Below are 14,146 nucleotides of genomic sequence, written 5' to 3'. Positions count from 1 at the left end.
GGGCGATCCGGTCTCGGCCAGCGGCGTGGCGGACCATGTTGTCGGAGCCGCGTTGCAGTTCGTTCCCGCGCTGCACGATCGGTTGTGGGGTGTGCGCTGGCCGGGCGGGTCAGCTGAATCAGTACCCGTAGTATTGGTACGCGAGATGGTATTAGTGCGCGAGATGGCGGCGGTACCTGGGGCGGGGGCGGTTTCCACCCCGGAAGGCAGGCGTCCGCTACCACTGGGTGCCACCGACGTCGCATAGGCGGCTGGCGGTTGGGTGTAGTGGATGCGGCAGATCAAAAGCAGGGCCTCCGGCGGCGCCTGCGCGGCGAGCGGCCTCGCTCCGAGAAGTGGGGGGACATTGTCGGCGCGCCTTGCTGCTTTGGGTCGCGGTCCGTTCTTCTCGTCACGTCGTCGCCTAACGGAACCAGGCCGGTCTGGTGGTGTAAAGCCGGATCGCTGCCGCTGTGGTCCGGTTTCGTCCGGCTTGACACCACCAGCCCGGCCAGGTTGGCTTCGCCCGCCGACGCGACGAGAAGAACGGAACCTCGGTTTCGTACAAGGCGGCATCGGTCGGGCTGTCGGCGGCGGATATCGGCCGCTGCCGGAAAGCGAAACTAGCGGATGCCGACGCCCGACGCCGACACCTCGACGCGGCCGTCCCGTTCGGTGACCAGTCCGGGCCGCTCGACGGCGAGCGGTCAGGCTGTCGGCGGCGGATATCGGCCGCTGCCGGAAAGCGAAACTAGCGGATGCCGACGCCCGACGCCGACACCTCGACGCGGCCGTCCCGTTCGGTGACCAGTCCGGGCCGCTCGACGGCGAGTTCGGCGTTCCCCGCCGGGGCGTATTGCAGGCTGTTGCACTCGAATGCGGGTACTGAGTAGGAGCAGTGCGCGGCGAACACGGCCGCGTGGGCGAGCGCCGGACCCACGTGGGTGAGGTCCTGCTGCACCACGAACCGCTGACGCTTCCTGGCCCAGCAGTAGGCGAGTAGGGCCGAGCTCTGGCCGCGGCAGGTCTTCACCACGATGCCGTCCCAGCCGGTCAAGGTGTCCAGCTCGCGCGGGTCCGGCAGTCCTTCGTCGGCCAGGACCGGGAGGGGGCCGGCGGTGCCGGGGCCGGGTGCGCCGCGCGGTACCGGCTGCTCGACGTACTCGGCGTGTACCGAGTGGAGTAGGCGGGCCAGGTCTGCGGGGTCGGTGTAGGCCTCGTTCGGGTCGAGCGCGAGGCGTGCTCCGTGGGCGCTGACCGCGCGTACTCGCTCGATGTCGGCGTCGACCCGGCCGGTCAGCTTCAGTTTTATCCAGCGTCGGCCGGCGGCGTCGGCGGCCGGTTCGGCCACGCCCAGGACGTGCTGGACCGGCAGTGTTGTCGCGGGTGTCGCAGAGAGCTGGTTGTCCGGCCAGTCGCCGGCGAAGTCTGGGCCGAGGTAGGAGCCGAGGTCGGCGTTCAGGTATTGCTCGGTGTACATGCGGTAGGCGCTGAGGCCGGCGGCTCTGGCCCAGGCGTCGTGGACGGCCTGGTCGACCGGGCCCGCTGCCACTTCGGCGGCTAGGCGTGGTCCGGCGGAGCGGGCTACCAGGTCGAGCAGTCTCGCACCGTGCTGGAGTGGGTCGGCGGTGCCGAAGGCGGGGAGTGTGGCGGCCAGGCTGCGGACGGTGGCGCGCATGGCGTCGTCGGTGCCGCCGGCCCAGGGGTGGGAGAGGAGGACGCTGCCGACGCCGTTCGCGGTGCGGCCGTTCCGTGCCTCCACTGACACGGTGACCGTTGCTTCGGTGAGTCCGGTGATGGGGCCCGAGCTGAGGGTCAGCGGTACGGCGAACGGCACCGGCCGGAAGCTCGGGACCGCGGCGACGATCCGGACGTCGGTCGGCTTCACCGGACCGCGAAGTGTGCGTGGACCCGGCGGACCGCGGTGATGATGTCGTCCACGTCCTGATCGGAGTAGCGCTCGTTGCACTGTAGGACGACGAGCGTGCGCTCGATCATGTCCTCGGCGACCGGGCAGTCGCCCTTGGCGTAGCGCTGGCCGTCGATCGGGAATCCCGAGGTGCCGTACGTGCGCCGCTCGGCCATGGCTGGGGTGAGGTAGACGGGGCGGTCGAGGTAGCCCGCGGAGGCCGGGATGCCCTCGGCGAGCAGGGCGGCGCCGAAGTCCGCGTTGTCCGTGCCGACGAGCTCGGGGTCGAGCAGGATCGGGTACAGCCAGAACGAGTGCCGGCTGATCTCCTCCGGCGAGGGAAGTCGGAGTCCGGTGAGGCTGTCGAGCTCTTTGGTCAGTCGTGCCGCCACTGCGCGGCGCGCCGTCACGATCTGTTCGAGCCGGGTGAGCTGGACCCGGGCCACCGCGCCGACCAGTTCGGTCATTCGGTAGTTGAGGCCGAGGAACAGGTGGGTGCGCTCGCCGGTGTCGCGCGGCCAGCCCTTGTCCGCGAACAGCCGCATCCGGCGTGCCAGCTCCGGATCGTCGGTGACGGTGAGGCCGCCGTCTCCGGCGGTGATGTGCTTGGTCTGCTGAAGGCTGAAGCAGCCGATGTCACCGCGGGTGCCGGCGTAACCGGTGCCGCCGTGCGGGACTGTCAGGTAGGCCTGGGCGCAGTCCTCGATGACGGTGATCCCCTGTGGTCGGCACAGTTCCACCAGTTCGCTGATCGGGGCGGGGCCGCCGAACAGGTGCACGGCGATCACCGCGCGGGTCCGGCTGGTGATCTTCGCCGCGACGCTCTGCGGGGTCAGGCAGCCGGTCACCGGGTCGACGTCGGCGAAGACCGGGACGGCGTTGCAGGCCAGGACCGCGATCACGGTCCCGAAGTCGGTGACCGGCGGGACGATGATCTCCTCGCCGGGCTCCGGGTTCACCGCCGCCACCGCCAGGTGTAGCGCCGAGGTGCCGGAGGTGCTGGCCACGGCGTGCGCGGTGCCGAGGAAGGCGGCGAACTCCGCTTCCAGCGCCGCGACCTCGGTGCCGGTGACCCGCCACAGGACGCCGGAGGCGATGACGCGTTCGACCGCCTCCTGCTCGGCCCGGCCGAGGATGCGCCCGGAGGAGTCCAGGGAGGTGGGCAGGGGATCGGTGCGGACGGGGGTTCCGCCGTGGAGGGCGAGCGGCATCGGGTCGGCTCCTGGAGATTGACGATGCGGTACGGATCGGCGACGCGGGTCGGTGGATCCGATGTCAGGGAGTATGACCGAGGTGATTCACTGAATGCAACATACATTTCAATTTTGTGCTGGAGTGGCGACGGGCTGGCTGTTGACACCCCGTCCGCGGGCTTCTATCTTCACTTCCACGCCACCATGAAAACCCGTTTTCATTCACTGAAACACTCTCCATCCTGAGCCGGAGGCCACCGTGAGCGGTCTGAACAGACGGGCGTTCATCAAGATCGGCGGGGCCGCTGCGCCCGGCGCGGTGCTGCTCGGCGCCGGGCGCGCCGAAGCCGCCGCGGCGCCCGCGAAGCCGGGGCCGCGACCGGCGCCGGAGCCCCTCGCCGGTGGCGCGGGCACGCCGGGCACCGCGCGCCGCAAGTTCGTGGAGTACGGCTGGGACGTGCCCGGCCCGGTCTACCTGCGCGACCACATCCAGGCGATGGAGCAGATGCCGCTGGACGGCGTCGCCTTCAACCTCTACGAGAACCCGGCGCTGTCCGGCGGTACCGGGGCGACCAAGCTGGTCAACCCGCTCGACCCCACCCCGCTGACCGCCGCCGGTATCCAGCTCGACGTGCTCTCGGCGATCGGCTGGCAGACCTTCACCGACAACTTCCTGGTCCTCACCGCCGGTCGGCCGCCGGCGACTCCGATGAACTGGTTCGACGACACGCAGTGGACGACGATCCAGTCCAACCTGGGGCTGCTGGGCCAGGCCGTTCAGGCCTCCGGCGCGGTCGGTGTCTTCCTGGACCCGGAGAACTCGGCGGGCAATGTCGCGTGGCAGTACAACGCCACGCTCTTTCCCAACAACACCTTCGAGCAGGCGCAGGCCCAGGTCCGCATGCGGGGCGGGCAGTTCATGTCCGCGCTCCAGGCGGCCCGGCCGGACATCAAGGTGCTGATTCTGCACATGTCCGTGCTGCTCCGGTACCTGACCCCGCAGTACCAGGCGTTCCTCGGCGGCCAGTTGTCCAGCAACCCGTACGCGCTGTTCCTGTCCTTCGTGGACGGGATGCTCGACGCGCGCGGCCCCCAGGCGACGATCCACGACGGCAGCGAGACCGACTACTGGTTCGACGAGAGCACGCTGTGGGTCTACGACGCCCAGTACCAGCGCGGCGGCTGGTTCGCGGTGTCGCCGGAGAACCGGTGTAAGTGGGCGGAGAACGTGCTGGCCTCCACGGTCTACCTCGACCTCACGCTCGGCCACGCGACGCCGAACATCGCCGCCATCTACGGCTGCTACAAGACCTACGCACCGAGCGATTTCCAACAGTGGTACGAGCACAACCTCTACCACGCCGCGCTCAAGAGCAGCGAGTACGTGTGGCTCTACAGCGAGAAGATGAGCTGGTGGTCCGGCACCGCGTTCGCCGGCGCCGCGGACGGCGTCCGCGCCGTACAGGCCAAGCTCCAGCAGGGCGAGGCGCTGGGCTACGACATGTCGAAGTACCTGAGCTACCCCGACCACCGCGACACCGCGGCGACCTTCACGACGTCGCCTTCGCTGGTGCTGAGCGGACCGGCCAACGGAGCCCAGGTGGCGGCGGGCAGCGCGGTCGTCGTCACCGCCGTCGCCTCCGACCCCGCATCGGTCGAGCGCGTGGAGTTCTACCACAACGGCCAGCGGATCGACTACTCCACGACGCCGCCGAACATCGCCGCCGTCTACGCCGAGCCCGGCCCGCACACCCTGCTGGCCCGCGCGTTCCTGGCCGCGGGCGGACACGTGACCTCGAACCCGATCATCATCCAAGCCGCCTGAGACGAACCCTGAGACGAACCCGAGACGAAACGGAGGACGATCCGATGTCGGCACACTCCCAGGACCGCGGACCCGGCCCGAAGCGACGAAGCTTTCTGCAACTGTCCGCGGCGGCCGTCGTCGCCGCGGGCTTCCCGGTCCTGACCGGTGGCCGGGCCTCCGCCGACGGCGGCCCGACCTTCACGGCGGTCTTCACCCCCTCCGACGCGACCAGCGGAATCCAGGCCGCGCTGGACGCCGCGGCGGCTTCCGGCGGCACCGCGGCGACCGTCGTCATCCCCAACGTGGGCCAGAACTGGGTCACTGATCCGCTGTTCATCAACCACACGCCGATCAGCAACGGCGCCCTCAAACTCACGGTCCTGTTCCAGCCCGGCGTGACGGTGCAGGCCCGGCCGGGGTCGTACCCCGACGCCCAGTGCCTGCTCACCATCGACGGCGGGAACGCCGCGCGGCCGACGACGGCGAACCGGGGCTTCGGGATCGTCGGAGTCACCCTGAGCGGCTACGGGGCGACGCTGGCGATGAACAAGAGCGAGTACACGACCGGGGAGCAGCGGCACGTCGTCAAAATGGTGAGCGCCGGCGACATCTGGATCGAGGGGCTCACCCTGCGGGACTCCGGCGGCGACGGGATCTGCGTCACCCCGACGAACGGCAACTACGCCGTGAACGGCTACTGCGGCAACGTCACGGTCGTCAACGTGCACTGCGACAACAACCGGCGCAACGGCATGAGCGTCATCTCCTGCGACGGCCTGACGGTGTCGGGCAGCGCGTTCACCAACACCAACGGCACCGGGCCGTCGGCGGGCATCGACTTCGAGCCGGACAAGCCGCTTCCCGCTCTGCCCCCGCCCTCGATCTACGACCAGCCGATCTACAACCGGCTGGCCAACATCACGGTCACCGACTGCTACATGGGCGGCAACGTCGACTACGGGGTGCTGGTCCAGTCCGCCTGGCTCACCGGCGCGCCGACCAGCAGCCCGATCGGCATCACGCTGGACCGCCTCCTGCTCGGCCCGCAGCAGGCGGCCGCCGGGCAGGACCCGCCCTCGCAGAGCTTCGCCTACGCCGGTCCCGGCGACGAGGGCAAGGACCCCGGCGGCTCCGTGACGCTCAGCAACTCCCTGATCCGCACCGCGCCGAACTCCGGGAGCATCCTGGTCGCCCACAGCTGGTCCGGCGGCGTCGACCCCAACGGCGGGGCGCAGCCACCGACCGGTACCAAGCTCAAGCTGACCGACACCGCGAGCCTGGACCTCGGCAACGCGGCCGGCACGTACAAGCCGTTCACCTTGCAGGCGGACGGATTCAGCGGTGCCGCTCCGGTCAGCGAGTACGGCGGCGTGGTGTTCTCGAACTTCCTGATGGTCACCGACCAGGCGCCGCCGTTCATGCGGGCCCTCGACGACACCACGACGCACTCCACGGTCGCGAACCTGAGCGGCACGCTGACGGTCGTCGACCCCAGCGGCGTCTCGACCGACCTGGGTTCGAGCCCGCGCAACATCCGCTTCGCCATCACGCACATGCCCGCGCTGCCCGCCGCGACCGTCTCGATGGCCGCGTCCCCGGCGACGGTCGCGGCCGGAGCGCCGATCCAGCTCACGTTCACCAGGGCGAGCGCCGATGTCAGCGCGCCGCTGCCGGTGAGCTACACGGTCGGCGGGACGGCCGTGCAGCGGTACGACTTCGACGGGCTGCCGGGAGCCGCGGTGATCCCGGCCGGGCAGTCCTCGGTCACCGTGTCGTTCGGCACGCGCCGACCCGACACCGGTACCGACACCCGGACCGTGAGCGTCACGATCCAGCCGGACTCGTCCTACACGGTGGGCTCGCCCGCCGCCGCGACGACTTCGATCACCTGAGAAGGAGTGCAGCACCCTCATGCAGGTCGCAACCTTCGTGGCCGATGTGACGCCACCGCCGGGAAGCCCGCTGTGTCTGGGGCTGGTCCCCCCGGCGGTGGCGGTCACGGACGCGCTGACCTGCCGGGGCGTGATCCTGCTCGGCTCCGGTCCGCCGCTGGTGCTGTGCGCGCTGGACTGGGCCGGGGTGGCCGGCGAGGGGCACGACGCCTGGCGGGCCGCGGTCGCCGAGGCGGCCGGGACCACCCCGGACCGGGTGGCGGTGCACGCGCTGCACCAGCACGACGCGCCCGGCTCGGACCCCGGCGCCGAGGCCATCATGGCCGCGCACGGCCTGCCGGGCCGCGGTCACGACACCGAGTTCGTGGACGCGGCGCTGCTGCGCGTGCGGGCCGCGGTGCGGGCGGCACTCGGCAGCCCGGCCGAGGTCACCCACATCGGGACCGGTGCGGCGCGCGTGCATCGAGTGGCCTCGACGCGGCGGGTGCTCGGCGCGGACGGCATGGTCGCGCACGTGCGCTACAGCAGTACCGCCGAGCCGCACGTGCGCGCCGCCCCCGAAGGCCTCATCGATCCGGACGCCCAGGTGATCAGCCTGTGGCACGGCGAGGTGCTGCTCGCGGCGCTGACCTACTACGCGACCCATCCGCAGAGCCACTACAGCGAACGCCTCGTCACCCACGACTTCGTCGGGATGGCCCGCGACCGCGTGCAGGCGGCGCACCCGCGGGCGGTGTTCGTCCACTTCTGCGGGGCCGCGGGCAACATCACCGCCGGCAAGTACAACGACGGGAGCCCGGCCAACCGCCCGGTGTTGGCCGGGCGGTTGGCCGACGGCCTGGCCGCGGCGCTGGAGGCTTCGGCCGCGAACCGACTGCCCGCCGCTGACGCGGACCTCGACTGGCAGACGCGGTCGATCGCGCTGCCGCTGGCGCCGCATCTGGCCGACGGGGGCGCGCAGGCGGCCTTCGAGCAGCGGCCCGACTTCACCGCCGCGCGTGATCTGGCGTGGAGTCGGCGCTGCGCGGCCGGGAGCACGATCGACGTGGGTTGCCTGCGGCTCGGGCCGGCGCGGGTGCTGCACCTGCCGGGGGAGTTGTTCGTGGAGTACCAGCTGTTCGCCAAGGCGCTGCGCCCCGACCTGTTCGTCGCGCTCGCCGCGTACGGCGACTACGGCCCCGGCTACATCGGCACGACGCATTCCTACAGCCAGGGCGGCTACGAGACCGGGCCGCCGTCCCGGGTCGCGCCGGCGGCGGAGGCTATCGTGATCAGGGCGATCGGTGATCTGCTCGACGCCGATCCGACCCAGGGCGAGCAGCCCTCGGCGATGGCCGCGCGCGCACCGCGGCCGGGGAGTGGTGGGCCATGCTGCTGAGCGACTACATCGCACGGGGTTTCCCCGGCGGTCTGGACGCGGCGATCGCCGCGGTCGGGGTCGGCGGCGTCGACCGGATCCAGGCGCAGTGCCAGCTGCGGTACTGCCCCGAGACGGACGGTGCGCTGTATCCGCCGCATCCACAGCGTCAAACGTTGAAGTATGAGCCCGACTCGCGTCCCGTCCTGGAGGCGATCGCGGCGAGGCTCGGCGGCGGCACGGCGCGGGAACGGGCCCAGGCCGCGATGCGGTGGGTCAACGTGCACGTCGTCCATCCGCACCACGTTGACGAGCGCGTGCCGCCGGACCGGGCCCTGTCCGAGGAGGACATCGTCGCCTCCGGCGCCGGCTGGTGCAACGAGCAGGCCAGAGTACTGATTTCCCTGTGCGAGGTCGGCGGGATCGCCGGTCGGCTGTGCTTCGTCTACCACGACAATCTCCGGTGCGGACACACCGCGGTCGAACTCGACCTCGACGGCCGCTGGGCCTTCTTCGACCCGACCTTCGACGTCTCGGTGGAACTGCCCGACGGGCGGCTGGCCGAGGCGCGCGAACTCTCCGGTGCCAGCCGCGCCCTGGCGCATCAGGCCTATCGGGAGCCGCTCGCCGAGTACTACGAGCACTGCCGGCCGTGGGTCGAGGACGAGCCCGGCTGGGGATTCGCCGACCGGCCGAGCGTGGAGGCCGGGGGCGACCTGTTGGCCTACCTCGGCTTCACCCACTACCTCATCGACGGCGTCACCCGCCGAGGGACTACAGCGCGATGAGACCGCCGCCGACCTCGATGACCTGACCGGTCACCGCCGACGCGCCGTCGGAGATCAGGAACCTGACGCACCCGAGGAGATCGTCCGGCGCCAGGCGGCGCTGGATCGCCTGGCGGGCCAGGACGTCCGTGTCCAGCTGCTCCTGGGTCCGCCCGCCCAGGCCCTCGGTCTCGCTCTCGGTGTGAATGGCGCCGGGGGAGACCGCGTTCACCGTGATGCCGTGCGGGCCCAGGCTCCGCGCGAGGGAACCGGTCAGGCCGGTGAGCGCGGCCTTGGCCGCGACGTAGGCCGGTCCCGACGGGCCGCCCATCCGCACGGTCGCCGAGGTGATGTTGACGATGCGTCCCCAGCCCCGGTCCCGCATCCCCGGCGCGAGCGCCTGGGCCAGCAGCATCGGAGCGGTCACGTTCACCGCGAACGCGGTGTTCCACTCCTGGAGCGCGACCGCGTCCCACGCGGTGTAGGACGCGAACGCGGCGTTGTTCACCACGACGTCCACCGGACCGGCCTGGGCGGCCAGCGCCAGCACCCGGTCCGGGTCGGCGAGGTCGGCCTCGATCACCTCGGCGTTCCGGCAGCCGGCGGCGATGGCCTCGCACTCCCGCGCCGCTCCCAGGTGGTGCAGGACCAAGTCCTCCGCCGCCAGCCCGAGGGCGATGGCCGCGCCGATGCCACGGCGCGCGCCGGTGATCAGGATCCGCATGTCAGTGTCCGTCCTCGACGAGGGGCAGGGAGAGTGGGAAAGGGAGGTCGTCGCGGCCGACGCTCTCCAGCGGGTGCATCGGCGCGGGCCGTGAGCGGTAGGGGAGCCGCGCGAGATCCGCGGGGCAGTAGCCGGGGGTGCCGACGTACACGGCCTTGCGGGCGTAGCCGCCGAAGCCGGACTTCCAGGCGATCGCGCCCTTCGCCACCAGGAAGGCGGCCTCCTCGGGGACGATGCCGACGGCCCGCAGGTGGTCGTCGTCGAAGGGTGCGACCCGGTTCTCGGTGAGCACCGCCTTGCCGAACCCGGTCTCGACCACGGCCACCCGCCCCATGTCCACCTGCTGACCGCGCATATACGCACCGGTCCTGGCATAGGTCACCGGCCCGCGTCGGTCGACCCGGCCGCGGACCGTGATCGGCGGGCCCATGAGGTCGGCGCTGTGGCCGCCGATCCGCAGCTCCAGCCGTTCTCCGGGCGAGGCGTGGGCGGCCGCGACGGCAGCGGGGTCCCACAGCACCGCGACCGCGTCGGTCGCGCCTTGCCGGGCCAACGCGTGCAGGACCGCCGTGCCGTCGCCGGGCGCGCCGCCGCCGACGTTGTCGGCCACGTCCACCAGGACCACCGGGCCCGAGCGCGAGTCCGCGCCCGAGCCTGGTCCCTTCGACCTCTCGCGCAGCGCCTCGCGGACGGCGTCGTCGGGGTCGGTCAGCTCGGCGGTGAACGCGGCGCGACGGGACCAGACCTCGGCGGCCAGGGCGCGGGCCCGTTCGGCCGCCCGGGCTTCGGCGGCCACGTAGACCGCGAAGCCGAGCCGGTCGCAGTCGGCGTAGGCGAAGCCGGGAAGCGCGCTGACCGCCCAGACCCCCGGCTCGGCGCGCAGCCGGTCGGCGGCGGCCAGGATCGAGCGCATCGGCTCGGCCTGGTGCTCCTGGGTGGCGGGCGGGGTGAGCAGCGGCAGCCGGAGCAGGCTGTGGGCGACCGGCGGGTTGCGGAGCACCAACTCGGCGGCCTCGGCGCCGCGCTCGGCCATGTCGGAGTGCGGATAGGTGCGGTAGCCGACCAGGAAGTCCGCGGCCTCGGCCAGGGCCGGGCCCGGGTTCGCGTGGTAGTCCAGGGTGACGGCGATCGGCACCGGGCCGACGATCGCCCGCAGGGTGCCGACGATCTCGGCCTCGGGATCGGGGTGCCCGTCGGCCATCATCGCCCCGTGCAGACTGAGCACCAGGCCGTCCAGCGGCAGCGCGGCCCGGGTGCGGACCGCCAGGTCGCGCAGCATCGCCTCGAACGCGTCCCGGCGGACCGGCCCGGAGGGCAGCGCCGCGCCGAAGAACAGCGGGACCGCGCGGGGGACCGCCTCCAGCGCGCCGCCCAGCTCGGTCCCGGTGCCGCGGAGCGCGTCGACCAGCTCGGCGCCCGCGAAGTACTGGTAGGCGCGGAACTGCGCCAGCCCGGTCGGCTCCGGGACGAAGGAGTTCGTCTCGTGCCAGATGCCGCCGATGCCGATCCGCATTAATGAACCTCGCGTTCCATTTTCGTTGCCCTGATCCGCAAACCTAGTTACGCTGATCGGAATCCACAAGGGCCGAGGCGAGGGGTTCGCGGTGCACGCCGATCTGCTGCTGAGCGGAGCGCTGGTCCTGGACGGTACCGGGGCCGCCGCGGTCCGGCGGGACATCGCGATCGTCGGGGACCGGATCAGTGAGGTTCGGATCAGCGCCGATGCTGTGTCGGCCGCCACCCACACCATCGACCTGACCGGTCTGGTCCTGGCCCCGGGCTTCATCGACATCCACACCCACTCCGATATCAGCCTGCTGCACGACTCGGCCGGGGAGAGCAAGGTCCTCCAGGGCGTGACCACCGAGGTCCTGGGCAACTGCGGCTTCTCAGCGTTCCCGGTCGGCCCCGGCCCCGAGCACGTCGCAAACCTGACCGCCCACCTCGGCCGGCTCGGAGACGCGCCGGCCGAGATCGGCTGGACCGGGCTCGACGACTACGGCGCGGCCCTGGGCCCGCTCGCCCTCAACGTCGCCACGCTGGTCGGCCACGGGGCGCTACGGATCGCCGCGATGGACGACCCCTACGGTCCGGCGACCCCGCAGGACGTCGCCGCCATGGCCCGGCTGCTGGACGAGGCGCTCGCCGCCGGCGCCCACGGCATGTCCACCGGCCTGACCCACACACCCTCGTCCTACGCCCCGGCGGCGGAGATCGAGGCGCTGGCCGCCGTCTGCGCCCGGCACGGCGCGCTCTACGCCACCCACGCCAGAGCCGTCGCGGGCGGCGAGTTCGCGGCCGTCGAGGAAGCACTCGGCGCGGCGGGCCGGACCGGCGTCCGGCTCCAGTACTCGCACCTGGCGCTGAACGAGCCCGCCAACTGGGGCCGCCACGCCGACGCGCTGCGCCGGTTCGAGGCGGCCACGGCCTCCGGGCTGGACGCCGGCTTCGACGTCTACCCCTACGACGCCTCGTCCTCGGCACTGATCCAGTACCTGCCCGAATGGGTCCAGAAGGACCCCGCCGGAGCCGACCGGCGCCGGGCGCTCGCCGCCATCGCCGAGGGCTGGTACGGCGGCATTCCCTGGCACTGGGACCGCGTCACCATCTCCGACGCCGCCGATCCGGCGCTCGTCGGGCGGACCCTGGGCCAGATCGCCGATCTGTGGGGGCGGCCCCCGGAGGAAGTGGTGCTGGACCTGTGCGCGGCCCCGGACGGCGGGTCCGTCCAGGCGGTGCTGCACTACCGGCGGGAGGAGGACGTCCGGGCCTTCCTGTCCCACCCGCTCGCCATGGTCGGCTCGGACGGCAACGCGGTCCCGATCGCGGGCCGGGGAAAGCCGCACCCGCGGTCGTTCGGCACCTTTCCCAGGGTGCTGGGACGGTACGTGCGCGAGCACGGGGACCTGGCCCTCGCCGACGCCGTCCGCCGGATGACCAGCGCCCCGGCCGACCGCCTGGGGCTGGCCGACCGCGGCCGGATCCGCGCCGGGGCGGTCGCCGACCTGGTCGCCTTCGATCCGGCGACCGTCGCCGACCGCGCCACCTTCACCGAGCCCCGCCAGGCGCCGGCCGGGGTGGCGCTGACGGTCGTCTCGGGCCGGGTCGTGGCGCGGGACGGGAGAGTGGGCGCGGAGCGTCCGGGAAGGGTGCTGCGCCGTGGCTGAGGGTCTGGAGGTGGCTGACGGCCCGAATGTGGCTGACGGCCCGAATGTGGCTGATGGTCTGAATGTGGCTGACGGTCTGTTCGACGGGACAATCGCCCTACCGCGGGCAGTCGTCTTGCGCGACGCGCTGGAACACAACATCGCGACCATGGCAGCCTACTGTCGTGCCCAAGGCGTCCGCCTCGCCCCGCACGCCAAGACCACGATGTGCCCGGCGATCGTCGCCCGCCAACTTCAGGCCGGCGCGTGGGCCGTCACCGTGGCCGACCCGCGCCAGGCACTGGTCCTGGACGCACCCCGAATCCTCATCGCCAACCAGGTCGTGGATCCCGGTTCCCTACGGCAGCTGCACGTACTGCGCGACCGCGAGGTCTACTGCTACGCCGACTCGACAGCCTCACTGGAAGCCCTGGAATCAGTGGCCTTCCCCGGACTCAGGGTCCTGGTGGAGATCGGCGTCCCCGCCGGCCGCACCGGCCTGCGGGACGACACCGCCGCCCTCGAACTGGCCCGCCGGGTCGAGGCCGGACCCCTTGCGCTCGGCGGCATCGCGGCGTTCGAGGGCATCCTCGACCCCGGACCCCGCCTCGACGCACTGCTGGAACGCCTGGCTGGGCTCGCGGGGCGGATCGACGGCATCGTGACCCTCGGCGGCAGCGTCCACTTCGACCGAGCCGTCCAAGCCCTCCCCGACCTCGCCCCCCGCTTGGTCCTGCGCAGCGGCTGCTACGTCACCCACGACGGCGGCTACTACGACCGGCTGTCCCCCTTCGGCAGCCACGCGACCGGCCCATACCGCCTCCGCGAGGCACTGGAGGTCTGGGGCACGGTGCTCTCCCGCCCCGAACCGGAGCTGGCCGTAGTCGGAATCGGCCGCCGCGACGTCTCCCACGACGCCGGACTCCCCTCGGTACGGCACCTCCGCCGCCACGGCAACACCACCGCCACCCCGGATCCCGGAGACCTCGAGGTGACGGCCCTCAACGACCAACACCTCATCCTCCGACTCCCCGCCGACCACCCACTGGCGGTCGGCGACGCGGTAGGTCTGTCGGTGTCGCACCCCTGCACGACCTTCGACAAGTGGCGCAGTGTCCTGATCGTCGACGAGGGGTACTCGGTCGTCGAGGACGCGCCGACGCTGTTCTGACGGCAGCGGGGACGGCAGCGGGGACGGCAGCACGGTCGCAGCACAACTGAACAGCGGGGCGAGTGTCAGTGCCTTTCGACAGGCATGCCTCGTGAGTGAAGCCGAGACTGGGTTCGGATCTTTTTTTGGGGCTGGGGTTTGCGGGGCGGGTTGCGGTTGGACTGTGGGCTTTAAATGCATTTTACGGCCTTCGGTTATGGT

At 71.8% G+C, this 14,146-nt stretch carries 10 protein-coding genes; 6 read left to right on the top strand and 4 right to left on the bottom strand.

Going from position 1 to position 14,146, the window contains the following annotated elements:
• Positions 1-730 precede the first annotated feature (730 nt).
• Positions 731-1,867 (bottom strand): enolase C-terminal domain-like protein, encoded by a 1,137-nt coding sequence (locus tag IZR01_RS53800; protein WP_194927011.1) that lies wholly within the window; start codon positions 1,865-1,867, stop codon positions 731-733.
• Positions 1,864-3,099, bottom strand: coding sequence for a DegT/DnrJ/EryC1/StrS family aminotransferase (locus IZR01_RS41235; protein WP_194927010.1), 1,236 nt, complete (start codon positions 3,097-3,099; stop codon positions 1,864-1,866). Before IZR01_RS41235 ends, IZR01_RS53800 begins: the two co-directional genes overlap by 4 nt.
• A 241-nt stretch (positions 3,100-3,340) precedes the next feature.
• Between IZR01_RS41235 and IZR01_RS41230 the strand changes: the two genes are divergently transcribed.
• The 4 genes from IZR01_RS41230 to IZR01_RS41215 are packed head-to-tail and all read left to right on the top strand — an operon-like array spanning position 3,341 to position 8,925.
• Entirely contained in the window at positions 3,341-4,906 is a 1,566-nt protein-coding gene (locus IZR01_RS41230) for an Ig-like domain-containing protein (protein ID WP_194927009.1), read from the top strand.
• A 44-nt stretch (positions 4,907-4,950) separates the two neighbouring features.
• Positions 4,951-6,780, top strand: coding sequence for a right-handed parallel beta-helix repeat-containing protein (locus IZR01_RS41225; RefSeq protein ID WP_194927008.1), 1,830 nt, complete (start codon positions 4,951-4,953; stop codon positions 6,778-6,780).
• Positions 6,781-6,799: 19 nt separating this feature from the next.
• Positions 6,800-8,158, top strand: a complete 1,359-nt coding sequence (locus IZR01_RS41220) for a hypothetical protein (protein ID WP_194898154.1) — start codon at positions 6,800-6,802, stop codon at positions 8,156-8,158.
• Positions 8,149-8,925, top strand: a complete 777-nt coding sequence (locus IZR01_RS41215) for a transglutaminase domain-containing protein (protein WP_194927007.1) — start codon at positions 8,149-8,151, stop codon at positions 8,923-8,925. Before IZR01_RS41220 ends, IZR01_RS41215 begins: the two co-directional genes overlap by 10 nt.
• On the opposite strand, the gene IZR01_RS41210 is transcribed toward IZR01_RS41215, so the two are convergent.
• Positions 8,912-9,628, bottom strand: coding sequence for an SDR family NAD(P)-dependent oxidoreductase (locus tag IZR01_RS41210; protein WP_194898152.1), 717 nt, complete (start codon positions 9,626-9,628; stop codon positions 8,912-8,914). The two genes, IZR01_RS41215 and IZR01_RS41210, sit on opposite strands and share 14 nt — an antisense overlap.
• A 1-nt stretch (position 9,629) precedes the next feature.
• Positions 9,630-11,141 carry a M81 family metallopeptidase gene (locus tag IZR01_RS41205; protein ID WP_194927006.1) on the bottom strand — a complete coding sequence of 504 codons (1,512 nt, stop codon included), beginning with the start codon at positions 11,139-11,141 and terminating at the stop codon, positions 9,630-9,632.
• Between the two features lie 91 nt (positions 11,142-11,232).
• Here IZR01_RS41205 and IZR01_RS41200 point away from each other — a divergent pair, with 91 nt between their 5' ends.
• A complete protein-coding gene (locus IZR01_RS41200) occupies positions 11,233-12,795 on the top strand; it encodes an N-acyl-D-amino-acid deacylase family protein (protein WP_194927005.1) in 1,563 nt (520 codons plus the stop codon).
• Complete coding sequence (locus IZR01_RS41195; protein ID WP_323747245.1) at positions 12,788-13,945, top strand: alanine racemase; 1,158 nt, start codon at positions 12,788-12,790, stop codon at positions 13,943-13,945. The genes IZR01_RS41200 and IZR01_RS41195 overlap by 8 nt, the downstream gene beginning before the upstream one ends.
• The last annotated feature ends 201 nt before the right edge of the window (positions 13,946-14,146 follow it).

The organism is Catenulispora pinisilvae (genome assembly GCF_015356865.1).
GTDB lineage: Bacteria > Actinomycetota > Actinomycetes > Streptomycetales > Catenulisporaceae > Catenulispora > Catenulispora pinisilvae.
This window is presented reverse-complemented; position numbering and strand designations above follow the sequence as displayed.

Coding starts and splice junctions, on each gene's coding strand:
- IZR01_RS41205 (WP_194927006.1), bottom strand. CDS start 11,141: ATGCGGATCGGCATCGGCGGCATCTGGCACGAGACGAACTCCTTCGTC.
- IZR01_RS41220 (WP_194898154.1), top strand. CDS start 6,800: ATGCAGGTCGCAACCTTCGTGGCCGATGTGACGCCACCGCCGGGAAGC.
- IZR01_RS41235 (WP_194927010.1), bottom strand. CDS start 3,099: ATGCCGCTCGCCCTCCACGGCGGAACCCCCGTCCGCACCGATCCCCTG.
- IZR01_RS41225 (WP_194927008.1), top strand. CDS start 4,951: ATGTCGGCACACTCCCAGGACCGCGGACCCGGCCCGAAGCGACGAAGC.
- IZR01_RS41215 (WP_194927007.1), top strand. CDS start 8,149: ATGCTGCTGAGCGACTACATCGCACGGGGTTTCCCCGGCGGTCTGGAC.
- IZR01_RS41210 (WP_194898152.1), bottom strand. CDS start 9,628: ATGCGGATCCTGATCACCGGCGCGCGCCGTGGCATCGGCGCGGCCATC.